Origin of the sequence: Accumulibacter sp. (assembly GCF_032229525.1) — a bacterium.
In the GTDB taxonomy this organism is placed as follows: Bacteria; Pseudomonadota; Gammaproteobacteria; order Burkholderiales; family Rhodocyclaceae; genus Accumulibacter.
In genome coordinates this window covers 29,768-52,595 of sequence record NZ_JAVTWB010000149.1, presented here as the reverse complement: position 1 = coordinate 52,595, position 22,828 = coordinate 29,768, and the positions used below count along the sequence as shown (strand labels likewise).

Genomic DNA, 22,828 nt, shown 5'->3' with positions numbered 1-22,828 from the left:
GCCTGAAGTGCGCTGCACCGCAGCCAAGCTGAGCCGAACGACGGTCCACTGATCCCTGGTGGTGGCGACGTCTGCGCTTGCCGCCACGAATCGCCTGCACGAGCGCGTGCTGCCGGTTTGTGGGTAAAATGAAGCATCGTCAACCACCGTTCAGGGACCCTCGTGTTCGACCGCCTGCGTAGACAAATACGCACCATCCTGGTTGCCTGTGGGCTGCTGCTGAGCTTGGGCGGCTGTGATCTGATCCAGCAAAGACTCGGGCTCGAAGATCCGGCGGTCAAAGCCGCCCGACTCGAAGCCGAGGGGCAGGCAGTCGGAGGCGGCTGCCGGCAATCGGGACGCGCAATCGAAGACTGCTACGCGATCTACTCCTGGCTGCAAAAATCCGCGATCTATCAGGGCTGGCGCGACATGGACGGCTACATGCGCGAAAACAAGCTGGAAACCGTCGAGCCACTGCTGCCACCGCCACAGAGCCCGGGCGCCAGGCGGAGGAACATGGCGGCGACGCCCGCCGAGGTCAGCGACGAAGCGAAGGCCGACGCTGGGCCTGACAAACCTGACGCCGAAGCACGCGCCGCCGGCAAGCCGACCGGCAAATCGCTCTAGGCGTCCCGCGCCCGCTGTTCAGGGCGCCGGATTGGTGTACTGCAGATGGATGTCGTCGATCTCGGCCAGCAGCGCCGACGACAGGGGTACCACCCGAGCACCGAGATTCTCGTCGAGCTGTGCGATGCTCGTCGCGCCGATGATGGTGCTGGCCGTAAACCAGCGCGAGTAAACGAAAACCAGCGCCAGCTGGCTAGGCGTCAAGCGGTGGCGGTGGGCGAGCTCGGCATAGGCAGCGACGGCGGGCGCGACATTGGTCTTCGAGTAGCGCTGACCAAAGCCGGCGAACTGGGTGATGCGGCCTGGCCCCTTGGGGTCGGCCAGATACTTGCCGGAAAGCGTGCCGAAAGCGAGTGGCGAATACGCCAGCAAGCCAATATTTTCACGATGACAGACCTCGGCCAGACCGGTCTCGTAGACGCGGTTAAGCAGGCTGTAGGCATTTTGCACGGAAACCGGACGCGGCAGACCGTGCTCCCGCGCCAGGCGAACGAACTCCATGACGCCCCAGGGATGCTCATTGGACAGCCCAAAGTAGCGAATCCTGCCCTCGCGAACCAGCGTCGCCAGTGCCTCAAGTGTTTCAAGAATCGGTGTCGCGTCACTTTCCCGGTCGGGATCGTACTGCCACTGGCCGAACATCGGCTGATTGCGCGCCGGCCAGTGCAACTGGTAGAGGTCGACGTAATCCGTGCGCAAGCGCTGCAATGAAGCGTCGAGCGCGGCACGCAAGCTGGCCAGATCAAAAGCCAGCGGACCGCCACGAATCCAATTGAGGCCGCGCGCCGGCCCGGCCGCCTTGGTCGCCACAATCACCTTGTCGCGCGCCTGTCTGGCCAGCCAGTTGCCGACTATTTCCTCGGTTCTGCCATAGGTTCCCGCCCGCGGGGGCACCGGGTACATTTCGGCCGTATCGATGAAATTAACCCCGGCAGCGCAGGCGCGGTCGAGCTGCGCGTGCGCTTCAGCCTCGCTGTTCTGCTGGCCAAAGGTCATCGTGCCAAGACAGATTTCCGACACCTGCAGGGTACTGTTGCCAAGCTGGCTCTCGTTCATCTTTCCTCCGTTTGCGTGCTGCCGGCAACGACAGCAGTCCGCGAACCACCGCGGCAGCCTACGCCAAATACCGCGCGGCGGCCCACAGCTGCCATCCTCGTCTATAATCCATTGCTTAAACGGTGGGCCTCGGATCCGCCCTTTACCCGCCGCATACCTTACACCAATCGCGACCTCTCACTCGTCTCGTCTCTACTGACCTGAAACCGTTGCCAGACCATCGTCATTCGCCGCAGCGACCAGGAGAAGGCGCAGCTTCCTTCGGGATCCTGTGCGCCAGCAGAGACCTCTTTCAGCGGCGGCTAGAGGAACTCCTCAGGCAATCCGGAACTGGTACGCCAGCGCTGCTCGAAGCGTTCAGCCGTGAAGTCGGCGCAGCCCATGATCAACTGGCCTCAGCCAATCCGCTTGATGAATTCGACGCGGCAGCCAGTCTGACGGCCTCGCGGATGACACTGGTGGGAGACGACGACCTCGAGCTGGACATCCGCATCCGCGACATCGGCAGTCACCTGCGGGCCGCCGGGGGGCATGACCTGTGGCGCTGCCAATTGCGCTACATGGCGCTGCTGCAGCTCCCGGAAATGAAGGAGACCGGCAATCCAGTGGGCTCGGAAGCGATCTGCCAGGGACTATGGGCACTGTGCTTTCAGAGCAACTGCGACCTCGAACAGAAGCTGGCACTGCTCGACCATATCGAGGAACACTTCCGGCGGCAGCTGCCCGCACTTTACCGGGAACTCGACGAGCTGCTGGCTGACCACGGCGTCGAGCGGATGCCGGCACAGAGCACGCCAGATACGGTGGCCACCCGGTCCGACGCCAATCGATGGAGCGGAAGCGGAAGCGGAAGCGGAAGCGGAAGCGGCGAAACGATGGCCAATCCACTGTCGACACTGCAACAGACCATGCGCCTGCGGTTGGACGCTGGTCAACCGGCGTGTGCAAGGCCGGCCACTGGCGATACTGGCCCGCGATCGGGAAACGCGACGCTCGATGCTGCCGCGATGATGATGCTCAAGCACTTGCTGCATCGCCTCACCACCCTCGAAGACCGGGCCGCATCCGCAGGCACCACCGTGGTCGCCGCAGCGTCGCGGCCGCCGATGCCGCTGCACGCTCTAAAGTCAATGGATCTCGACCTGCCGCTGGGCAAGCCGGAAGCGATCACCATCGACACCATGGCTCTGATCTTCGAGTCGATCTTCGATGACGCCGACCTCCCCGACGCCGTCAAGGCAAGTATCTGGCGCCTGCAAATCCCTCTCCTCAAGCGGGCGATCGTCGATCCCTCGCTGTTCGCCGACAGCCAGCATCCGGCACGCCTGCTGATCAACCGGATGGCGCGGGCGGCCATCGGCCTGCCTCGTGGCACTAGATGGGAGCACCCCATCTGCGAGCGCATCGCCGCCGTGACCACCGCTGCCCGGGGGCCCCTGGAAGAACGAAACGCGGCGCTGGACCCGTTCCTTGCCGAACTCGATGTGTTGATCGCTGAACGCGACGAGGCGATTCGCCTGGCCGCTGACGGCCATGTACTACTGGTGGTCGAGCATGAGAAAAAGCTCTTCGCCGAGCAACGAGCCGGCGAATGGTTGCGTGCAAGCCTGGCCAGGACAGGTTCAAGGGAAATCGCATCGTTTCTCGAAAAATACTGGTTGCGGGTGATGCGCGCCGCCGCGCTGGCAGCCGGCACCGACGGCACGCGCTGGCAACAGAACGGGGCGACGGCTCAGGAACTGATCTGGAGCGTTCAGCCCAAGCACACCGCAGACGAACGTAAACGCCTTGCCAGCATGGCATCGTCTCTGGTCAGCCGAATCGGGGCCGGTCTCGATGAGATTGGTATCGCCAGCAGCGATAAAGGTGACTTCCTCAACATCCTGTTCGAACTGCAGACCGGAGCTCTGCGCGCCCAGGCACCCGTCACGGCATCACCGCCGGTCGCGCCCGGGGAAAGCCAGCGCGACAGCCCGGGTGCCGACCTGGTAGAAAACAGAGGGGCCAAAATCCTGACCGACAACGGGTCGCAGGTGCAGTACCTGGGACTGGCGGTGAAGGCGAGCCCGCCCACCAGACCCTCGGCTGCCGTCTGGCAAGTGGGCGACTGGCTACGCTTCTGCCTGCCGGACAAGAAGCCCCAGTGCGGGCTTTGCTGCTGGCAGAGCCCTTCCTCGGCGACGGTCGTATTGTTCAACCCGGACTGGGATGGCGCCGTCGCCATGCCACCGGCCGTCCTGGCCCAGCAGATCACCGATGGCCGGGCGCAGGTCATTTCCCGTATCGCCATCTTCGACACGGCTGCCGAACGCGCTCTGGGCCTGCTAGACCAACACTGACGCCCTGCCCGAGAGCAGCATCACGGTCCCCGACCGGTGCGCCAAATCGATGTATAATTGCGTTTTTCTGCGATTGAGCGTTGACTGTCTTGACCGATTCGAAGGCTTCACCCATACATTTCACTGATCTCGGCCTGGCGCCGGAACTGCTCCGAGCGATTGCCGACCAGGGCTACACCGAGCCGACGCCGATTCAGGCACAAGCTATCCCGGTAGTGCTTTCCGGCCGCGATCTGATGGGCGGCGCCCAGACCGGCACCGGCAAGACGGCCGCGTTCACGCTGCCGCTCCTGCAACGCATTCTTCCCTTCGCCAGCCCGAGCCCCTCCCCCGCACGCCACCCGGTACGGGTGCTGATGCTGGCGCCGACGCGCGAACTGGCAATCCAGGTGCACGAGTCGGTCAAGACTTACAGCAAGCACGTTCCGATCAGAAGCTGTTGCGTCTACGGTGGCGTCGACATCAAGGCCCAGATTGCCGAAATCCGCTGCGGCGTCGAAGTGCTGGTCGCCACCCCCGGACGCTTGCTCGATCTGGTCGAGCAGAAATGCCTGCACTTCAACAGCGTCCAGGCGCTGGTACTCGACGAAGCCGACCGCATGCTGGACATGGGCTTCATACCCGATGTCACGCGGATCATCAACATGCTGCCGCAGCAACGCCAGAGCCTGCTGTTCTCGGCGACTTTCTCGGAAGAGATCAAGAAGCTGGCCGACCGGATGCTCAAGTCGCCGGAACTGATCGAAGTCGCGCAGCGCAACACCGTCTCCGACACCATCACGCACCGCGTTCATCCCGTCGCCAGCGACGCCAAGCGTGCGCTGCTGGTCAAGCTCCTGAGGTCATCCGATTTCAATCAGGTGTTGGTGTTCACACGAACGAAGATCGAGACCAATCGGCTCGCTCGCGATCTGCAGCGCGCTGGAATCGCCGCCGATTCGATCCATGGTGACAAGAGCCAGCTGGAGCGCCTGAAGGCGCTGGAAGCCTTCAAGGATGGCTCGGTACTGGTGCTGGTAGCAACCGACGTCGCCGCGCGCGGCCTCGACATCGACGAGCTGCCGCACGTGATCAACTTCGAACTACCGCGCACGCCGGAAGACTATATCCACCGCATCGGCCGCACAGGTCGTGCCGGCAAACCGGGTACGGCAATTTCGCTGGTCGCGGCCAGCGAGGTCCAGTATCTTGCCGACATTGAAAAACTGATCAAGATTCAGGTCGAGCAGGTCATCGTGCCGGGCTTCGAGCCGGAATACGGCTACACCTATCCCCCAGGGAACAAGCACAGCCTTCGCCGGCAGCCTGTGGCGCCATCGCCGGCGCCGGCCTCGCCCGCTGCAGCACGCAGTGAGCGGTCGTCGAGCGCTCGCAACGCGGGGCGCGAGGGCCCAAACAGCCATGGTGGCGGCCGACGCGCCAGCCACATCGCAGCCGATGGCTTCGATTTCAGCAAACCCTACGAAAGCCCCGAACCTCATCCGCTTGCCGCCGCGGTTGACGAGCAAGCAGCAACCAAGCTCGGCCGGGTAGTCGAACACCCACACAAGCGACGCCGCGCCGTGGCCGCACTACTTGGTGGCCTCGGGCGCGAGTAGAAGCACCACCGCCGTAACCTAACAGGCCGGCGAGGGCAGCACCCCGACCGAGACCGGCAATCGGTAGAACCGGAAGCGCGTCAGGAGGGTGCTTCGACCAGCTTCAGGATGGCCAGCGAGATATTATCGCCGTCGCCCGCACCCGCTGCGCGAGCCTTGCCAATCAACAGCTCCGACGCTTCCCTTGCCGACGACGCGCCGTCGATCGCCCAAGCCAGTTCCTGATCAGTGAAGTAACCCCATAGCCCATCGGAACAGAGCAGAAAGGTGTCCCCCGCCTGCAGGTCCTCGACTTCCCCAAGAGCGATCTTTGGCGCGTCGACACCGCCCAGCGAAGTCAGCAGAATGTTTCGGTGCGGATGAACGAGCGCCTGTTCGCGCGTTATCTTGCCTTGCACGACCAGTTGCCCGACGTAGGAATGATCGGTGCTGCAGAACATCAGGCTGTCGCCCCGAAAACGATAAAATCGGCTATCGCCACAGTGCGCCCAACTGACCTTGCCCGGCTGCAGCAGGACCATCACGGCGGTACTGTGCGGCTCCTTCTCGTTGATGAAGCGCGAAGCCTTGATCAGCATATGCGCTTCATTGATGGTCGATTCCAGCAGGACCCGCGCCGATTCTGTGCGCGCCGAGAAAGTCTCCAGATTGTCGCGCGCGGTATGGATCACCTGCTGCGCGGCGATCACCCCGCCCGTATGGCCCCCCATGCCGTCGGCCAGCACCGCCATCACCACGCCGCCACCGCGTGGATGCGGCAGAATGGCCACCCGGTCCTGCTGCTCGCGACGGTCGCCCTGGTGCTGGGCAACGCAAGCGTCAAGTGAAATCGACATCAATCGCCTTGCCAGGCAGCACCGCTGTGGACAGGATCACCCTAGACATTCCGCTGTCGAAGATCGCCGGGGCGCTGCAAGTGACTGCTGGCATCTGGATGGCGCTCGATATAGACGCGGTGTGCGACAACCACCAGGGAATGAACCTCTTCCGTGGTCAGGGCAGGAAAACTCGCGCGCACCATACGATAGGCCAGATGCTCGAGCGACTGCCCCGCCCAGCCCTGCGCCGGATCGAAAAACGGCTCCATCATCACGAAAACCTCGTCGAAGGCGTCCCGAAGACCCGGATTCCGCCGCCGCTCTGGTTCCTCGCCGGCTGCCTGCTCAAGCTGTTCGCTCATTTCACTTCATCGCCTTTCCCGCTTTCACTGACTGCTCCTCTTCGCGCGCGCGCAGGACACGCCGCTGAACTTTGCCGGTGGTGGTCATCGGCAGGGCATCGACGAATTCTATCGCTTTCGGCGTCTGGTAGGGAGCCAGATACCGGCGTACCTGTTGCTGCAGCTCGTCAACCAGCGCCGGCGTCCCGACCACCTCCGGTTGCAGAACGACGAAAGCCTTGACCAGGGTACCGCGCACCTCGTCCGCGACGCCGATCACTGCGCAGTTGGCCACGGCTGGATGCTTGAGCAGACAGTTCTCGATCTCCGACGGACCGATGCGATAGCCACCGCTGTTGAAGACATCATCCGCTCGCCCCTGGTACCACAGATCGCCATCGTCATCGATCCTCGCCAGGTCACCGGTCAGCCCCCAGCCGTCACCCACGAATTTCTCCGCCGTCGCTTCGGGATTCTGCCAGTAGCCGAGCATGATTACCGGATCGTCTTCACCGTTGCACTGCCGATGCACCGCCACCTCGCCGAGCTCACCCGGCGGCAGGGGCTTTCCCTCGCCGTCGACGACCGCCACCCGATGGCCCGGATAAGCGCGCCCCATCGAACCCGCCTTCGCCGGCCAGCACGCCGCACAATTGCCGACGACATAGTTCATTTCGGTCTGCCCGAACATCTCGTTGATGGTCACCCCGAGCTGTTCCCTGGCCCAGTGAAAGACCGCTTCACCGACCGGTTCGCCGGCGCTCATGACGGTCCGCAGGTCGAGATCATAATGCGCCTTCGGCTCCGGCACCGCCTTCATCATCATCTTCAAAGCGGTCGGGAAGAGAAATGTGTTGCGGATGCCGTACTTCTCGATCAGCGCAAAGGCCTTGGCGGCATCGAAGCGTCCCTTGTAGGCCAGCAAGGGCATGCCGAAATGCCAGGTCGGCAGCAGCACGTCCCACAGACCGCCAGTCCATGCCCAGTCGGCTGGTGACCAGAACATGTCGCGCCCCTGCGGGAAGAAGTCGTGCGAGCAGGTATAGCCGCTGAGGTTACCCAACAGCGTCCGGTGCGCCATCAGCGCACCTTTCGGCTTGCCCGTCGTGCCACTGGTGTAGATGATCATCGCCGGATCGTCGGCGGCGGTGAGGGCTGGGGTGTAGCGCGGCGACGCGTGCTCGAGCACCTCCGCCCACGGCCTGACGTCGTCACCGACCGCCGCGCCGACGCCGATGACGTGCCGCAACTGCGGCAGGCGGAGGCGAAGCTGCCGCACGTCAGGCAGCGTCGTTTCATCGACGATGGCGATATGTGCACCGGCATCGCCGAGCCGGTATTCCAGCGCATCCGGCCCGAAGAGGTGCGACAAGGGCACCGCCAGAGCGCCCATCTGGTAGATCGCCACATGCGCGACGGCGGTTTCCGGACACTGCGGCAGGAGGATCGCCACGCGGTCACCAGGCAGCGTGCCGAGCGCCGCCAGCACATTGGAGAGCCGGTTCGCTTCGCGCTGAATATCCCAGAAAGTATGCGCCGAAGTGAATCCGCTCTCGTCCTCATAGTACAGCGCGAAGCGGTTGCGCTCGTCGGCCCAGCGGCCACAAACATCGACCGCGATGTTGAAGTGCTCCGGTACCTGCCAGCGAAACTCCTGACAGAGTGCCGCGTAGCTGCCGGCCGAACGATCGATCTCCATGCTTCCTCCGCTTGCCCGAGGCTCCGGCTGATCAGCCGCCGCTCAGGCGCTCGTCTATCAGTTCGATCCAGTGTCGTACCGGCATCGTGCTGCCGCTTTGCAGATGCGTCTGACAGCCGATGTTGGCAGTGACCAGCACTGCCGGCGAAGCGGCCGTCATGGCTGCCAGTTTGTTGTCGCGCAACTGCTCGGCGAGGACCGGCTGACTGATCGAATAGGTCCCTGCCGAACCACAGCACAGGTGCGGATCGGCCACCGGCGAGAGCTGGTAGCCAGCGGCCGCGAGCAAGGCTTCAACGACGCCCCGGATCTTCTGCGCGTGCTGCAGCGTACACGGGGAATGAAAGGCAACGCGCTCGCCGCCACCGGCACTGGCTTGACGCAGCAAGGCGATCAGCTGATCCTGCTCGGCGGCGAGGACCTCGGAAGCATCGCGCGTCATGGCCGCGATCCGTGCTGCCTTTTCGGCGTAGGTTGGATCGTCCTTGAGCAAGTTACCGTACTCGCGCACGTGCTCGCCGCAGCCGGAGGCGGTCATCACGAACCCTTCGACGCGACCACTTTCGACCTCCGGCCACCAGGCATCGATCACCTGCCGCATATCATCCAGCGCCTTCTCCTGTGCGTGCAGGTGGTAGCGCAGCGCACCGCAGCAGTTGGCGCCTCGCATCTCGACCAACTCGATACCGAGTCGATCGAGAATCCGTGCCGTCGCCGCATTGGTATTCGGGGTCAGGATCGGTTGCACGCAACCAGCCAGGGCAATCATCCGTCGCTGGTGGCCGGCGGACCGCGGCCAGGGTTTGGCGGCACCGCCAGCGGCCATGGGCACTTTTGCTGCCAGCGCCGCCGGCAGCAGTGGGCGCATCAACTGGCCAACGATCACCGCCGGCTTGAAGATCCAGCGCCGCGGCAGTGCCTCACAGAGCAGGAAACGCATCGCCCGGGCGGCGAGCGGGCGCGGCACCCGCTCCTCCAGCACCGCACGGCCGATCTCGAGCAGGCGATGATATTTCACGCCCGACGGGCAGGTCGTTTCGCAAGAGCGGCAACTCAGGCATCGATCGAGGTGGAGCTGCGTCGTTGCGGTGACCGCTTGCCCTTCGAGCATCTCCTTGATCAGATAGATGCGGCCACGGGGCCCGTCGAGCTCGTCGCCGAGCAACTGGAAGGTCGGACAGGTGGCGGTGCAGAAACCACAGTGCACGCAGGTACGCAGGATCGCGTCGGCCTCGCGCCCGGCGGCGGTGTCCTTGATGAAATCGGCTAGATTGGTTTGCATGGTCGGCGCACTCTCATAGTCCCGGATACATCCGGCCGCGGTTGAAAACCCCTTTTGGATCGAAGGCGTGCTTCAGCTTGCGATGAATGCGCAGCAGCGGCGGCGTCAGTGGCTGGAAGACACCGGCCGACGCCTTCAAGCTGTCATCCGCGCGAAACAAGGTCGCATGCCCGCCGACCTTTGCCGCCGCCACGCGGATCGCCCGCGCATCCCCCCCACGCAGCCAGCGCTGTGCGCCGCCCCACTCGATCAAGGTCGACCCGGCAAGCGCCAGCGGCGGCGCTACGGAAGGCACCGACAGACGCCACAAGGGTTCCTTCTCACCGCCAAAGAAGGCGTAGGTCTGCTCGCGCAGCGACTGCCAAAAGGCCGTCGACAGGCCATCTGGCAGCTCCTCGCCGCCGAGATCCCGCTGCGCAGCAGCCACCGCAGCGGCGGCTCCCGAAAGCCGCAGCGTCAGCACGTCCTCGTGCCAAGCCGACGCCGAAATCGGCAAAGGCCTGCCGCCCCAGTGGTTGAGCTTGCTCAGCGCGGCCGCCTCATCGATTTCGAAGCGCAGGCTTTTCTCGGCAACCGGCAGCGGCAGCACTTTGAGCGACACCTCGAGCACAACGCCGAGCGTGCCGAGGCTGCCGGCCATCAGGCGCGCCACGTCGTAGCCGGCCACGTTTTTCATCACCTGGCCACCGAAGGAGAGCACCTCGCCGGTACCGTTCAACATCTTGACGCCAAGGACGAAGTCGCGCACCGCACCGACCGCCTGCCGCCGGGGTCCGGACAAGCCGGCAGCAAGCATCCCGCCGACCGTCGCCGTGGGCCCGAAATGCGGCGGCTCGAAAGGCAGCCACTGCCCTTTCTCGGCCAGCGCCGTGGCCAGTTCGACGAGCGGCGTGCCGGCCCGCGCGGTCACCACCAGTTCGGTTGGCTCATAAGCGACGATGCCCCGATGAGCGCCGACATCCAGGCGCTCGCCGTCTTCCGTGCCGCCGTAAAACGCCTTGCTGCCGCCACCACGAATGGCCAGAGGTCTGCCCGACTTGGCCGCATCGGCGATGCGACCGATCCAGTTTTCGATCAATATGTCCATCACGACCTCGGCGGAGTGGCGGCCGTACCGGCGCGGGCCTGGGTGTATTCACGGCAGCGCGCCAGCGTCGGCACCCCCTTGCCGGGATTGAGCAAGCCATGCTCATCGAAGGCCGCTTTGAGCCGGTGAAAAGTGGCGATTTCCCCCAGGGTGAACTGCTCGGCCATGACGTCGATCTTTTCGATACCAACCCCGTGCTCGCCGGTAATGGTGCCGCCGAAGCGGACCGACAGTTCGAGAATCTCGGCCCCGAAGGCAACGGCACGCTCGAGCTCTCCCGGCTGGTTGGCGTCGTACATGATCAAGGGGTGAAGGTTGCCGTCACCGGCATGAAAAACGTTGGCACAACGCAAAGCGTATTTCTCGGACAGACTGTTGATCGCTTCCAGCATCTCGGCCAGACGTTTCCTCGGGATGGTACCGTCCATGCACAGGTAGTCGGGAGTCATCCGCCCGACGGCCGGAAACGCCGCCTTGCGCCCGGCCCAGAACTTCAGCCGCTCGGCCTCGTTCTGCGAGACGCGAATTCCGGAAGCGCCGCTGTTCTCGAGAACCGCCGTCATGCGACCGATTTCCTCGGCGACTTCCTCCGGCGTCCCGTCCGATTCGCAGAGCAGGATGGCCTCGGCGTCCATGTCGTAGCCGGCATTGACGTACGGTTCGACGGCGTGAATCGCTTTCTTGTCCATCATTTCAAGGCCGGCCGGGATGATGCCGGCGGCGATGATACTGGCCACCGCGTCGCCCGCACGCCGGACGTCGGCAAACGAGGCGATCACCACCTGCGCCAGTTCGGGTTTTGCTGTCAGTTTGACGGTCACCTCGGTGATCATCGCCAGCAAGCCTTCGGAGCCGTTGAGCAGCGCCAGCAGGTCGTAGCCCGGGGCGTCCAGCGCCGCGTTGCCGAACTCGACGATCTCGCCGTCGATGGTCAGCCCACGTACGCGCATGACGTTGTGCACGGTCAGACCATACTTCAGACAATGCACGCCACCGGCGTTCTCGGCGACGTTGCCGCCGATGGTGCAGGCAATCTGCGATGAGGGATCGGGCGCGTAGTAGAGGCCGTAGGGCGCGGCGGCCTCGGAGACCGACAGGTTGCGTACCCCGGGCTGTACTACCGCCGTCCGCGACAAGGGGTCGACGCTGATGATCTTCTTGAGCTTGGCCAGCGATACCAGCACCCCGTCGCGATGCGGCGTCGCCCCGCCCGAGAGACCCGTGGCGGCACCGCGCGGCACCACCGGTGCCTTCAGCTCATGGCATACGCGGAGGATCGCCTGCGCCTGCCCTTCGTTCTCCGGCAAGGCGACGATCAACGGCAACTGCCGATAGGCGGTAAGGCCGTCACAATCGTAGGGCCGCATCGCTTCTTCCTCGATCAGCAGCGCATGCGCTGGCAGTGCCTCGCGCAGACGCTCGATCAACGCCAGGCGGTCAACGGCGAAACGCCGGTCGGCAACAGTGCCTTCGGTGCTCATGGGCTATCCTCCAACGAAACAGATGATGATGGTGGGAAACGGCAGAAGCGGCCCGTAGGGTGACGCTCACCTGACATCGCCGAAGCCTTCGCTGACCAGATCGTCGGCCAGCGCGATACCCACCCGCAGGGCCGCGCCTCGCACGTGTTCATGGGCATGATATCTGGCGTTTCCTGGATCGCCGGCAGCGACCGCCGCGAAGATCAGTCGATGCTCGGCCTGCGCCTCCTGCGGCAAAGCACCGTTACGGCCGGGCATGGTCCACGCCAGCCGACGCGACTCGGAAAAATGCCGCCCGAGGAATTCGAGCAAGCGATGAGCGTAGCTGTTATGGGTTGCCGCGGCGATCGCCAGATGGAAATTGTCATCGGCTTCGGAACCATCGCTGCCGCTGGCCAGCGCATCGTCCATGGCCTGCAGGAAGCAGCGCATCGCCGTCACGTCCGCCGGCAGGCGCCGGCGCGCGGCGAGTTCGGCGGTCGAGCTTTCGACCATCGCGCGCAACTCGAAAATCTCGCGCAACTCGACCAGCGCCGGGCCGTCGCCCTGCCAGAACCTCAAGTTGAGGCTTTTTGGCACCAACGCGACAAAAGCACCCGCCCCCTGCCGTGTTTCGACGCGCCCGTCGGCCCTCAGCCGCGCCACGGCTTCACGGACCACCGCACGGCTGACACCGAAGGTTTCGGCCAGCACTTTTTCAACCGGCAGCTGCGCTCCAGGCTTGATCTCGCCACGCGCGATCTTCCCTTCGAGAGCGCGCGACACCTCTTCGCTCAAGCGCGGCCGGCGGACGATTGCCTTCAGCTCATTGGTGACCATGGCGCCCCAGTTGTCTGACAACTTTTTCGCAGAGTACACCAACTGGCTACCGATGCAATACCTGAGGCAACTGAAGGAAGCGCTCCGGCGCAGGGTATGGCGCCGCTCATCGTGTGCCGCAGCCAGCTCTCGCCAGCCATGGATCGATGCCAGAGCACTCTCGGCCCGATTTCGCTTTCTGATACAATCGCCCGCTCGCCGCGACAGCGCACCCGCCGCCAGCCGCAAGCGGCAGGGTCTGAACCAAAGGTCGAGGTCACAGAATGCAAGTTCTTGCTCATCTGAATCGCGTATTGCCGGGGCTGCAGCCCTTGGTCAAGTACCGTGCCGCCGACTGGCCGTACGATTTGCGGGCTGGTTTATCGGTCGCCGCGGTAGCCATTCCGATCGCCATCGCCTACGCACAACTGGCAGGCTTCAGCCCGTCGACCGGCTTGTATGCCTCGATCCTGCCGATGGTGGTGTATGCCTTCGCCGGCACCTCTCGCCAGCTGATCATCGGTCCCGACGCCGCCACCTGTGCGATGCTGGCCGCGGTAATCGCGCCCTTGGCGGGAGGCAATAGCGGGCTGCACCTCACCTACGCCATCGCGCTCACATTGCTGACCGGCATCTTCTGCCTGTCGGCAAGCTTCCTTCGCCTCGGTGGTCTGGCCGATTTTCTCGCCAAACCGATCATCATCGGCCTGCTCAACGGCGTCTCGCTATCGATCATGATCGGCCAGGTCGGTAAGGTTCTCGGCAGCACGCCGACGGCCACCCGCTTCTTCAAACAGCTGATGGAAATGCCCGAGCTGGTGCTTAAAGCGCACTGGCCGACAGTCATCCTGTCGATCTGCTGCGCAGCGGTGATGTTCTTCATGCCGCGCTACACGAAACTCGTTCCGGCGTCTCTGGTGACCATGATCGTCGCCGGTCTGGCCGCGTTTCTGTTCGGGCTTGACCATTTCGGCGTGGCGTTGATCGGTCCCGTCGCCGCTGGCTTGCCTGATCTGGAATTGCCCGAGTTGCACCTGGACGTCGTTGGCGAGCTGGCCGCTTCCGCAGCTGGCCTGGCCCTGGTCTTGTTTACCAGCGGCATGCTCACCGCGCGCAGCTTTGCCGAACGCAACGGCTACGACATTGACGTAGACCGTGAGTTTGCGGCTTTCGGTCTCGCCAATATCGTCTCGGCGCTGTCACAGGGCTTTGCCGTCACCGGCGCCGATTCGCGTACCGCGGTGAGTGACGCCAACGGCGGCCGTACCCAGATGGTCAGCATCGTCGCCGCGTTGGCAATCTCCTTGCTGCTGCTGGTCGGGACGGGCCCGCTGGCCTGGTTGCCAATACCCGCATTGGGCGTGGTGCTGATCTTCGCCTCCTGGCACTTGCTCGATTTTCAGGTCTTCAGACGCTATCACGCCATCGAGCGGTCGGCCCTGGTACTCGGCGTGATCACCATGTTCGGCGTGCTGGCCTTCGGCGCGATCAAGGCGATCATGCTCGCCGTGTCGCTGGCCCTGGTGATGTTCATTCGCAAGGTCGCGCGTCCCGCCTGCGAGGAACTGGTCAACATTCCCGGCAGGGCGGGGCTCTACAATCACAAGCTTTTTCCCGATGCGGAGATCATTGACGGGCTTCTGCTGCTGCGCTTTTGCGGCCCTCTGGTCTTTTTCAACGCCAACCATTTCCGTGCCGAAGTGCAGCGGGCGATTGCGCGACAGCCGGCGCCGGTCGAGCGCGTGGTACTCGACATGATCGCCATGACCGACGTCGATATCACCGGCATCGATACGCTTGAGCGGCTCGACGGGGAACTGGCCGCCAGGAACATCACTCTGATTCTGGCGGGACGGCAGATCGAGTTCGAGCAATGGCTGGTCAACACCAAGCACCCCGACGAGGCGCTGCAACAGCGTGCTTTCCCCACCATGCGCCAGGCGATTCGCCACTGGCGGGTGCGCGACGAACTGGAAACGGCAGCCGACGAAACGGACGGCGCAGCGGAACCGGCCAGCAACAAGGACGCCCTGCCGGCTTCACGCTAGCCGTCCAGGAGCTCACCTGGCCGACGAGATTACCGGCAGCCGGGCGACGCTGTGGTTTGGATGACTGCCGGAGCAGGATGCGACCACGCTCAGCCCGGCCGGAGACGCCCGGCGCGAGACAAAACGCCGCCTCAGCCCAGGCTTGCTGCCGCTCTCCGGCTATTGCTGCCCGAGAAATCAACCTACCTTCTCGTTCTCCAGTGCCTTGGCAGTGATCTGTTCGTACAGATCAATCAGCCTGGCCGCGATTTCGTTATATTCGGGATGCCGTGCCACGATGGGCCTGGCGTCATCGATGTCGGCAAACACCCGTTCGAGGAAGGCAATGTCCATGTCGTCGAGCCGCGCGCCGCCGTCCACTTTCTCCTTCAGATCGATAGCGCGGGGCAAGCGCTCCTTTGCCAGGTGCTCCAGCAATACTTCAGCCAGTCCCCGATCGTCCGATTCCTGAGTCATCACTTGCTCCTTCTCCGATGGCGGCGCCGATGCGGCGACTTGAACCGGGATAATGCCAGCTCTATCCAATGACTGGCAATAGCGGGTGGCAGCGTCCGCAGCCGCGGATCGAAGCGCCAGGCGCGCTCTGCGCTGCACAGCAAAACCCGGTCAAGCGCCATGCCGACGCTGGCAAATCACACGCCGTTACACAACCGGGACAGAGATGCCACAGATCATGAGCGGCGGATTCGCTACTCTCTTTCCTGTCGCTGCCGCGCCCTCCCCCCCTCCCCCGCGCGGCATTGACTGCAGCACCCGGCCCGCCCAGACTCTCCCTCTGTGCGGGCCGTTCCTTTTCTGGCAAGCGCTAATCAGCGTTCCCGCCGTCGACAAGCGCGCGACGGCTCAAGAAGCTGGTCATTCGACATTCAAGACATCTCGTGGAGTGGTGGTAATGAATCAATGGGTCAAAGCTACCGTATGCATGCTGTCGTCGCTCATTCTGGCCTTCGCACCGGCGACCGTCGGCGCTCGACAGGCCGCGCCGACAGGACTGGCGACCGGTGTCGAAAAGCTGAGTACGGTTGAAGGCATCAGCGAATACCGGCTGAGCAACGGCCTGCGCTTCATCCTGTTTCCCGACGCAACCAAGCCGACGGCCACCGTCAACCTCACTTATCTGGTCGGCTCGCGCCATGAAAACTATGGCGAGACGGGCATGGCGCATCTACTCGAACATCTGATGTTCAAGGGATCGAAGAACTTCCCTGACCCGACCCGGGAGTTCAAGTTGCGCGGTTTTCAGATCAATGGCTCGACCTGGCTTGACCGGACGAACTATTACCTCACTTTCCCCGCCAGCGAGGACAACCTCAAGTGGGCTCTGGCGTGGAATGCCGACGCGATGGTGAACTCATTTATCGCCAGGAAAGACCTGGATAGCGAAATGAGCGTTGTGCGCAATGAATTCGAGATGGGTGAAAACAGTCCGTCAAGCGTGATGCTGAAGCGTATGCAATCGATGCTCTTTGACTGGCACAACTACGGCAACAGCACGATCGGCGCCCGCAGCGACATCGAGAACGTCAGCATCGACAACCTCAAGGCTTTCTATCGGACCTTCTACCAACCGGACAACGCGGTCCTGACGGTCGCCGGCAAGTTCGACGAACAGCAGGTAGTGAAGTGGATTGTCGCCCGCTTTGGCAAGCTGCCGAAGCCGGCGCGCACGCTGCCGCAGTATTGGACCGTCGAGCCCACCGCCGACGGTGAACGCCAGTTCGTCATCCGGCGCAAGGGCGAGGTTCAGCTGCTCACTCTCGCTTATCGAACGCCTGCGAGCCTGCACGCGGACTCGGACGCCGTCAGCATGGCCGGTGAAATACTGGGCGACACGCCCAATGGTCGCCTCTACCAGGCGCTGGTGCGGCCCGGATTGGCGGCACAGGTGTTCGCCTACACCATGGGTGCCCGCGAGCCCGGCTTTGTGGTTTTTGGCGCGGTGGTCAACAAAGGCCAAGCACTGGAACCCGTACGCGACAAGATGATCGAGGCGATCGAGGGGGGCTTCGCGCGCGAAAGCGCGACGGCCGCCGAACTCGGCCGCGCCGTGCAGCAGGCTCGTACCGCCTACGAGCGGGCGCTGGCAGACCCGGAAGCTTTCGCAGTGACCCTGTCGGAATTCATCGCCTTGGGTGACTGGCGGCTGTTCTTTTACGGCCGCGACCAACTCGACCAGATCAAGCCCGAACAGGTGGACGCTGCCGCCAAAAAGTACTTCGTGCGGGACAACCGCGTGCTCGGCACTTTCATCCCCGAGGATTCGCCGCAGCGTGCGGTCATCACCGCTGCGCCCAGCGCGGCCAGTTTGCTGGCGAACTTCAAACCGCAGGAAAAAGGCGACGCGGGCGAAGCCTTCGACGCCACCAACGACAACATCAACCAGCGCTCGCGGTTGCCGAGCTTCGGTGACCTCAAGATCGCACTGTTGCCGAAAAAGAACCGCGGCCAAACGGTGAATGTCGCCACCAGCTTCCGCTGGGGTGACGAACAATCGCTCCGCAACCGCGAGATGGCCGGCACGCTGGCGATAGCCATGCTGACGCGTGGTACCAGCCAATTGAGCCGTCAGCAGATTGCCGACGAGTTCACCCGTCTGAAGATCAGTGGCGGCCTGACCCACTTCGAAACGACCCGTGAGCACCTGCCCGAAGCGCTCCGGCTAATGGCGAATCTGCTCACCGACCCCAGCTTCCCTGCGGCCGAATTCGACGAGCTCAAGCACCAGACGCTGACCGCCTTGCAGGCCCAACTCGACAATCCGCAGGCGCTGTCGAGCGATGCCCTGGCTGCGCATTTCAATACCTATCCCCCGGGCGATCCCCGTTACCACATGAAGCTGGGAGAAGCCATCGAACAGTTGCGCAAGACGACGCTGGACGAAGTCGTCGCCTACCACCGTGATCTGGTCGGAACGGCACGGGGCGAGATCGCCATCGTCGGCGACTTCGATGAAAAAGCAATCGTCGCCGAACTCGGGCAACTATTTCCCGACCACGTCTCGCGATCACCTTATGGGCGCGTCGACCGTGAGTTTCGCGAAGTCAAGCCGCAGAGGATCGTCATCGACACGCCGGAAAAGGAGAACGCTTTCGTCCGCGCCCGTCTCGACCTCGCGCTGCGCTACGACGATCCGGACGCACCCGCCCTGTACGTGGCGAACAGCATTTTCGGTGGCAGTAGCGGACTGTCGAGCCGGCTGGTAGACCGCCTGCGTCAGAAAGACGGCATCAGCTACAGCACCGGCTCGACCTTGTCGCTCGGTATGCACGAGAGAATGTCGAGCTGGACCTTTGCCGCCATGGCGGCGCCACAGAACGTCGTCCGTGCCGAGCAGGCCTTCTTCGAGGAGCTGCGGCGAGCCCGACGCGACGGATTCACGGCCGAAGAAGTGGCCGAGGCCAAGAAAGGCATCCTCGAATCGCGTGCCGTCACGCGCTCACAGGACAGTGCAGTCGCCGCCGGCTGGATATCCTGGCTTGATCTCGGCCGCGACTGGCGGTTTTCGAAGGCGTTCGAGGAGAAGATCGCGGCGCTGACCCCGGAACAGGTCAACGCGGCGTTCCGCAACTACATCGATCCCGAGCAACTGACCATCGTCATCGCCAGCGATACCAGCAAGAGCCCCGGCAGCTGACGCCAGCCCCGCACCGCCAACGGCCGCCGCGGCTTGCCTCCTCGTGATCGGCCTGCGCGGCGAGGGTGCCAGCACCGGCGGCACGGCATTGCCCCGCCAGCGCACTCCTCGACCGACTACTTCTTCAGGCTGTCGCGGATTTCGCGCAGCAGCAGCACATCCTCGGCCGGCTCGGGCGGTGCTTCCGGCGCGGCAGGCGGCTCGCTTCTCTTCAGGCGGTTCACCTGCTTGATCATCAGGAAGATGATGAAGGCGAGGATAATGAAGTTGACCAGGATGGTCAGAAAATGACCATAGGCGAAGACCGGAACCTGCGCCTTCTTCAGCGCATCGAGGGTCATCGCCGTACCTTCCGGGACACTGCCCAGAACCACGAACATCCCCGAAAAATCAAGTTTGCCGCCCATGATCAAGGCCACAACCGGCATGATCAGATCGCCAACAACGGCTTCGACAATCTTGCCAAAGGCGCCGCCAATGATCACGCCGACGGCGAGATCCATGACATTGCCCTTCATCGCGAACTCCTTGAACTCCTGCAGCATGCTCATGATTTCTCCTTTGTTTGGGGTTTGAAATGATCGCGACGAACGCCAGGCCCTTCTTGCTGGCGCGGTCAGGCGACCGTGTAAGCTTTGCCGGCATTCCGACAAGCGCATCTTCGCCAAGTTCAGAGACCGCGCAATCTTTCCCCTGCCGCGGCCAGCGTCGCTTCTTGCTTGGCGAAACAAAAACGGACGACGCGGTCGTCATGACCGTCATGATGGAACACCGACACCGGAATGACCGCCACACCGACTTCGCGGGTCAGCCAGCACGCAAAATCCCGGTCCGGCAAGTCAGAAATGGCGCGGTAGCCGGCCAGTTGAAAGTAGCTGCCGCGACACGGCAGCAATTCGAAGCGCGAACCCTGCAACTGGCGGCGAAAGAATTCGCGCTTCTGCTGATAGAACGCCGCCAGGCCGAGGTGACGGGAAGCGTCACGCATGTAGTCGGCGATCCCCAGCTGGCACGGGGTATTGACCGTGAACACATTGAACTGGTGAACCTTGCGGAACTCGGTCATCAGCTCGCGAGCGCCCAGCACGTAGCCGATCTTCCAGCCGGTGATGTGATAGGTCTTGCCAAAAGACGAGACGACGATGCTGCGCGCGGCCAGTTCCGGATGACTGGCGAGGCTCTGGTGCTGGGCACCGTCGAAAACGATGTGCTCGTACACCTCATCGGAGAGCACGATAATCCCCGTAGCACGCGTCAGCGCCGCCAGTTCGGCCAGATCGGCGCCGTCGAACAGGCTGCCGGTGGGGTTGTGCGGCGAATTGACAATGATCATACGCGTGCGCGGAGTGAGCAGCGAACGCACCTCTTGCCAGTCCGGCCGGTAGTCGGGAAAGCGCAGCGAAGCGTACACCGCCGTGCCGCCCACCGTTTCGATCGCCGGCACATAGCTGTCGTAGACCGGGTCGAAGACGATCACCTCGTCGCCGCCCCGCACGAATGCGGCGATCGCCGTGAAGATCGCCTGCGTGGCACCGGCAGTGACGGTGATCTCGTGCTCGGCATCGTAGGATGCGCCGTAGAGTGCTGCCACCTTGTCGGCAATCGCCGCCCGCAGTTCCGGCACGCCAGCCATCGGCGGGTACTGGTTTCTGCCCTCGCGCATCGCCCGCGCGGTCGCCTCGAACAAGGCCGGCTCGGCCTGAAAATCGGGGAAGCCCTGTGACAGGTTGATGGCACCGCAGTCGGCAGCGAGCTTCGACATCACGGTAAAGATGGTGGTCCCGACCCGGGGCAGCTTCGAGTCGATGGCAACGGGTGACTGGTGCATGGCAGTTAATGATCGGTGCGGTGAACAGAGAAGGAGCGCGTAGTGTAGGGGTGCCCTGCCGATCAAACAAGGCAGAGGCTCGGCGGCGGCGGGATCGTGCGCCAGCCGGCGGGGCAACTTGCAAGGCAATCTGCTAGCATTCGTCAATCAGTCAGCCTCACGCCTCTAATCGTCCTGCAACTCTCGCCATGGTCACTTACACCTCCACCTTGCGCTGCCTTGTGGCAGCTTTCGCTGCGCTCTTCCTGAGCGCGCACAGCGCCGACGCGGCCGCACCCCTGCCAGCGCTCGGCGCCGAGCTGCGCGAGTTGACCGTCTCCGGCGTCTCCTCGGGGGCCTACATGGCGGTGCAGTTCCAGGTGGCGCATTCGAAGCTGGTCCACGGTGCCGGCGTGATCGCCGGCGGACCGTACTACTGCGCCGAAGGGTCGACCAGACAAGCGCTCACGCGCTGCATGTCGCCTTCATCGTGGGCGCCGCTGCCGTCCGTAGCGGAACTGCGTGCCACGGCCGAAGCACTGGCCAGCAGCGGTCGCATCGATCCGCTCGATAACCTGCGCGACGACAAGGCGTGGCTGTTTGCGGGCGGCAAGGACAGTATCGTGGCGACCGCGGTAATGGACCGCCTGGCGGCTTTCTACGGCCAGTGGATGGCACCGGCGGCGATTCACTTCGTCAAGCTGCCCGACGCCGGACACGCGATGATTTCGGTAGTCGATCCGCAGGCCAACGTCTGTAGCAGCGAACAATCGCCGTTCATCAACCGCTGCGGTGATCTCGACGCGGCCGGTGAAATTCTCGCCCATCTGCTGGGCCCGCTGCAGCCGCCGACGGTAACGCTGCATGGCGAGTTGCTGAGCTTCGACCAGCGGCCCTTCATCGACGGCAAACCGATCGACGCGGGACTGGCCGACGAGGCCTACGCCTATGTTCCGCAAGCCTGCCGCAGCACCTCATGCCGGGTACATGTCGTCTTCCATGGCTGCCGCCAGAGCGCCGCGCAGATCGGACGACGATTCGTCGAGGGCGCTGGCTACAACAACTGGGCAGAGAGCAACCGGATCATCGTTCTCTACCCGCAAACGGTTCCACGCTATGGCGCGGCGATGGGCTCGTGGAAGTGGCTGAACAATCCGTTCGCCTGCTGGGACTGGTGGGGCTATTCGGGAAGCGACTACCACACGCGCGACGGCGTGCAGATCAAGGCCGTGCGCGCCATGATCGAGCGACTCGCAGCGCCGCGCCAGCCGTAGGGCGGACGCCCTGTGGCGCCAAGAAGCCCGCGAGCACCTGGCGGCTGAGGCGCTTACGGCGCCCGGTCGCGAAGCTTGCCGTAAATCAGCAGGATGATTACCGCCATGATTACCGAGGCGATGAAGCCGGCGCCTTCGCCGGCCCGGTACCAGCCAAGGAACTGACCAACTACGCCGGCCGCGAAAGATCCCGCGATGCCGAGCACAACGGTGACGACAAAGCCCATGTTCTCCTTGCCGGGATGGATAAGCTTGGCGATCACGCCGATGACAAAGCCAAGAACGATCGTCCAGATGATTCCCATAATCAACTTCCAGTCATCAACGCATCCCCAGCACAGCGCCCTGCGGTCGCTGGTGTGGGCAACAGTATTGAGCCAAACGCCCGAGGCAAATCAGAGCGGTGGAATGCGCAGCATCTGGCCAGGATAGATCTTGTCCGGGTCGCTGAGCATCGGCTTGTTGGCCTCGAAGATCAGCATGTACTTGTTCGCGTGGTCGTAGTGCAGCTTGGCAATCTTCGACAGGTTGTCACCGGCGACGACCGTGTAGAACAGCGCTTCCGGCGCGCTCTGATCAACCGACATCATGTCGTTGACCTTGGCCACGCCACTCACATTGCCGCAGCAGAGCAGGATCTTCTCCTTGCTGGCCTGGTCACCCGCGACGCCGAAGACCGTCGCCGCTCCGCTTGTGCCGTCGAAGGACACTGTCAAGCCGGTGACCGACAAGCCCTGGGTACCAATGTAGGTCTCGATCGCCGTACCGGCGTTGCGGTTCATCTCGTCGAGTTTCGCTCGGGCGGCAGCGTCATCGGGCGCACTGGCCGCCGCGTTCGATGCCGCTTCCGCATCCTGGGAACGAAAGAGTTTCTCGCCTGCCTGCTTGACGAAATCGAATAAGCCCATGCTGTTCCCTCCGTAGAACGGCGCCAAATGGCGCCGGATTGTTGCCTCG

At 63.5% G+C, this 22,828-nt stretch carries 19 protein-coding genes; 6 read left to right on the top strand and 13 right to left on the bottom strand.

Features of this window, described 5'->3' with window-relative positions; genetic code table 11:
- Positions 1 to 162: 162 nt before the first annotated feature.
- Entirely contained in the window at positions 163 to 609 is a 447-nt protein-coding gene (locus RUW20_RS11625; RefSeq protein WP_313952384.1) for a hypothetical protein, read from the top strand.
- Positions 610 to 627: 18 nt separating this feature from the next.
- Here the strand turns inward: RUW20_RS11625 and RUW20_RS11620 are convergent, their stop codons facing one another.
- Positions 628 to 1,665: an aldo/keto reductase gene (locus tag RUW20_RS11620; RefSeq protein ID WP_313952383.1), complete on the bottom strand. Its 1,038-nt coding sequence runs from the start codon at positions 1,663 to 1,665 to the stop codon at positions 628 to 630.
- A 122-nt stretch (positions 1,666 to 1,787) separates the two neighbouring features.
- Here RUW20_RS11620 and RUW20_RS11615 point away from each other — a divergent pair, with 122 nt between their 5' ends.
- Together RUW20_RS11615 and RUW20_RS11610 are read left to right on the top strand one after the other, a co-directional pair.
- Complete coding sequence (locus tag RUW20_RS11615; RefSeq protein ID WP_313952382.1) at positions 1,788 to 4,004, top strand: DUF1631 family protein; 2,217 nt, start codon at positions 1,788 to 1,790, stop codon at positions 4,002 to 4,004.
- A 113-nt stretch (positions 4,005 to 4,117) separates the two neighbouring features.
- A complete protein-coding gene (locus RUW20_RS11610; protein ID WP_313952386.1) occupies positions 4,118 to 5,602 on the top strand; it encodes a DEAD/DEAH box helicase in 1,485 nt (494 codons plus the stop codon).
- An 80-nt stretch (positions 5,603 to 5,682) separates the two neighbouring features.
- Here the strand turns inward: RUW20_RS11610 and RUW20_RS11605 are convergent, their stop codons facing one another.
- The 7 genes from RUW20_RS11605 to RUW20_RS11575 all read right to left on the bottom strand — a co-directional run bounded on the left by RUW20_RS11605 (position 5,683) and on the right by RUW20_RS11575 (position 13,168).
- Positions 5,683 to 6,438: a PP2C family protein-serine/threonine phosphatase gene (locus RUW20_RS11605; protein WP_313952381.1), complete on the bottom strand. Its 756-nt coding sequence runs from the start codon at positions 6,436 to 6,438 to the stop codon at positions 5,683 to 5,685.
- Between the two features lie 41 nt (positions 6,439 to 6,479).
- The gene (locus tag RUW20_RS11600; protein ID WP_313952380.1) at positions 6,480 to 6,782 is read right to left on the bottom strand and encodes a hypothetical protein; all 303 of its coding nucleotides are present in this window, start codon (positions 6,780 to 6,782) and stop codon (positions 6,480 to 6,482) included.
- A gap of 1 nt (position 6,783) precedes the next feature.
- Entirely contained in the window at positions 6,784 to 8,460 is a 1,677-nt protein-coding gene (locus RUW20_RS11595) for an AMP-binding protein (protein WP_313952379.1), read from the bottom strand.
- A gap of 31 nt (positions 8,461 to 8,491) precedes the next feature.
- Positions 8,492 to 9,742, bottom strand: a complete 1,251-nt coding sequence (glcF, locus tag RUW20_RS11590; protein ID WP_313952378.1) for a glycolate oxidase subunit GlcF — start codon at positions 9,740 to 9,742, stop codon at positions 8,492 to 8,494.
- A 13-nt stretch (positions 9,743 to 9,755) separates the two neighbouring features.
- Positions 9,756 to 10,829 carry a glycolate oxidase subunit GlcE gene (gene glcE / locus RUW20_RS11585; RefSeq protein WP_313952377.1) on the bottom strand — a complete coding sequence of 358 codons (1,074 nt, stop codon included), beginning with the start codon at positions 10,827 to 10,829 and terminating at the stop codon, positions 9,756 to 9,758.
- The gene (locus RUW20_RS11580) at positions 10,829 to 12,310 is read right to left on the bottom strand and encodes an FAD-linked oxidase C-terminal domain-containing protein (protein WP_313952376.1); all 1,482 of its coding nucleotides are present in this window, start codon (positions 12,308 to 12,310) and stop codon (positions 10,829 to 10,831) included. Before RUW20_RS11580 ends, glcE begins: the two co-directional genes overlap by 1 nt.
- A 66-nt stretch (positions 12,311 to 12,376) precedes the next feature.
- The gene (locus RUW20_RS11575) at positions 12,377 to 13,168 is read right to left on the bottom strand and encodes a FadR/GntR family transcriptional regulator (protein WP_313952375.1); all 792 of its coding nucleotides are present in this window, start codon (positions 13,166 to 13,168) and stop codon (positions 12,377 to 12,379) included.
- 224 nt (positions 13,169 to 13,392) lie between these two features.
- On the opposite strand from RUW20_RS11575, the gene RUW20_RS11570 reads away from it, so the two are divergent.
- Positions 13,393 to 15,156, top strand: coding sequence for a SulP family inorganic anion transporter (locus RUW20_RS11570; RefSeq protein WP_313952373.1), 1,764 nt, complete (start codon positions 13,393 to 13,395; stop codon positions 15,154 to 15,156).
- A 177-nt stretch (positions 15,157 to 15,333) separates the two neighbouring features.
- Here RUW20_RS11570 and RUW20_RS11565 read toward each other — a convergent pair whose 3' ends face one another.
- Positions 15,334 to 15,612 carry a hypothetical protein gene (locus tag RUW20_RS11565; RefSeq protein ID WP_313952372.1) on the bottom strand — a complete coding sequence of 93 codons (279 nt, stop codon included), beginning with the start codon at positions 15,610 to 15,612 and terminating at the stop codon, positions 15,334 to 15,336.
- A gap of 436 nt (positions 15,613 to 16,048) precedes the next feature.
- Here RUW20_RS11565 and RUW20_RS11560 point away from each other — a divergent pair, with 436 nt between their 5' ends.
- The gene (locus tag RUW20_RS11560) at positions 16,049 to 18,790 is read left to right on the top strand and encodes a pitrilysin family protein (RefSeq protein WP_313952371.1); all 2,742 of its coding nucleotides are present in this window, start codon (positions 16,049 to 16,051) and stop codon (positions 18,788 to 18,790) included.
- Between the two features lie 116 nt (positions 18,791 to 18,906).
- On the opposite strand, the gene mscL is transcribed toward RUW20_RS11560, so the two are convergent.
- Positions 18,907 to 19,341, bottom strand: a complete 435-nt coding sequence (mscL, locus tag RUW20_RS11555; RefSeq protein ID WP_313952370.1) for a large conductance mechanosensitive channel protein MscL — start codon at positions 19,339 to 19,341, stop codon at positions 18,907 to 18,909.
- A gap of 119 nt (positions 19,342 to 19,460) precedes the next feature.
- Complete coding sequence (locus tag RUW20_RS11550; RefSeq protein WP_313952369.1) at positions 19,461 to 20,618, bottom strand: pyridoxal phosphate-dependent aminotransferase; 1,158 nt, start codon at positions 20,616 to 20,618, stop codon at positions 19,461 to 19,463.
- Positions 20,619 to 20,806: 188 nt separating this feature from the next.
- On the opposite strand from RUW20_RS11550, the gene RUW20_RS11545 reads away from it, so the two are divergent.
- A complete protein-coding gene (locus RUW20_RS11545; protein ID WP_313952368.1) occupies positions 20,807 to 21,871 on the top strand; it encodes a poly(3-hydroxybutyrate) depolymerase in 1,065 nt (354 codons plus the stop codon).
- Between the two features lie 53 nt (positions 21,872 to 21,924).
- On the opposite strand, the gene RUW20_RS11540 is transcribed toward RUW20_RS11545, so the two are convergent.
- Both RUW20_RS11540 and lysM read right to left on the bottom strand, forming a co-directional pair.
- Complete coding sequence (locus tag RUW20_RS11540; RefSeq protein ID WP_313952367.1) at positions 21,925 to 22,176, bottom strand: GlsB/YeaQ/YmgE family stress response membrane protein; 252 nt, start codon at positions 22,174 to 22,176, stop codon at positions 21,925 to 21,927.
- A gap of 90 nt (positions 22,177 to 22,266) precedes the next feature.
- The gene (gene lysM, locus RUW20_RS11535; protein ID WP_313952366.1) at positions 22,267 to 22,779 is read right to left on the bottom strand and encodes a peptidoglycan-binding protein LysM; all 513 of its coding nucleotides are present in this window, start codon (positions 22,777 to 22,779) and stop codon (positions 22,267 to 22,269) included.
- Positions 22,780 to 22,828: the final 49 nt, after the last annotated feature.

Excerpts from the sequence above, each read along its gene's own strand:
- RUW20_RS11580 (WP_313952376.1), bottom strand. The coding sequence starts at position 12,310 with ATGAGCACCGAAGGCACTGTTGCCGACCGGCGTTTCGCCGTTGACCGC.
- RUW20_RS11540 (WP_313952367.1), bottom strand. The coding sequence starts at position 22,176 with ATGGGAATCATCTGGACGATCGTTCTTGGCTTTGTCATCGGCGTGATC.
- glcE (WP_313952377.1), bottom strand. The coding sequence starts at position 10,829 with ATGGACATATTGATCGAAAACTGGATCGGTCGCATCGCCGATGCGGCC.
- lysM (WP_313952366.1), bottom strand. The coding sequence starts at position 22,779 with ATGGGCTTATTCGATTTCGTCAAGCAGGCAGGCGAGAAACTCTTTCGT.
- RUW20_RS11600 (WP_313952380.1), bottom strand. The coding sequence starts at position 6,782 with ATGAGCGAACAGCTTGAGCAGGCAGCCGGCGAGGAACCAGAGCGGCGG.
- RUW20_RS11620 (WP_313952383.1), bottom strand. The coding sequence starts at position 1,665 with ATGAACGAGAGCCAGCTTGGCAACAGTACCCTGCAGGTGTCGGAAATC.
- glcF (WP_313952378.1), bottom strand. The coding sequence starts at position 9,742 with ATGCAAACCAATCTAGCCGATTTCATCAAGGACACCGCCGCCGGGCGC.
- RUW20_RS11605 (WP_313952381.1), bottom strand. The coding sequence starts at position 6,438 with ATGTCGATTTCACTTGACGCTTGCGTTGCCCAGCACCAGGGCGACCGT.
- mscL (WP_313952370.1), bottom strand. The coding sequence starts at position 19,341 with ATGAGCATGCTGCAGGAGTTCAAGGAGTTCGCGATGAAGGGCAATGTC.
- RUW20_RS11545 (WP_313952368.1), top strand. The coding sequence starts at position 20,807 with ATGGTCACTTACACCTCCACCTTGCGCTGCCTTGTGGCAGCTTTCGCT.
- RUW20_RS11560 (WP_313952371.1), top strand. The coding sequence starts at position 16,049 with ATGAATCAATGGGTCAAAGCTACCGTATGCATGCTGTCGTCGCTCATT.
- RUW20_RS11550 (WP_313952369.1), bottom strand. The coding sequence starts at position 20,618 with ATGCACCAGTCACCCGTTGCCATCGACTCGAAGCTGCCCCGGGTCGGG.
- RUW20_RS11570 (WP_313952373.1), top strand. The coding sequence starts at position 13,393 with ATGCAAGTTCTTGCTCATCTGAATCGCGTATTGCCGGGGCTGCAGCCC.
- RUW20_RS11565 (WP_313952372.1), bottom strand. The coding sequence starts at position 15,612 with ATGACTCAGGAATCGGACGATCGGGGACTGGCTGAAGTATTGCTGGAG.
- RUW20_RS11595 (WP_313952379.1), bottom strand. The coding sequence starts at position 8,460 with ATGGAGATCGATCGTTCGGCCGGCAGCTACGCGGCACTCTGTCAGGAG.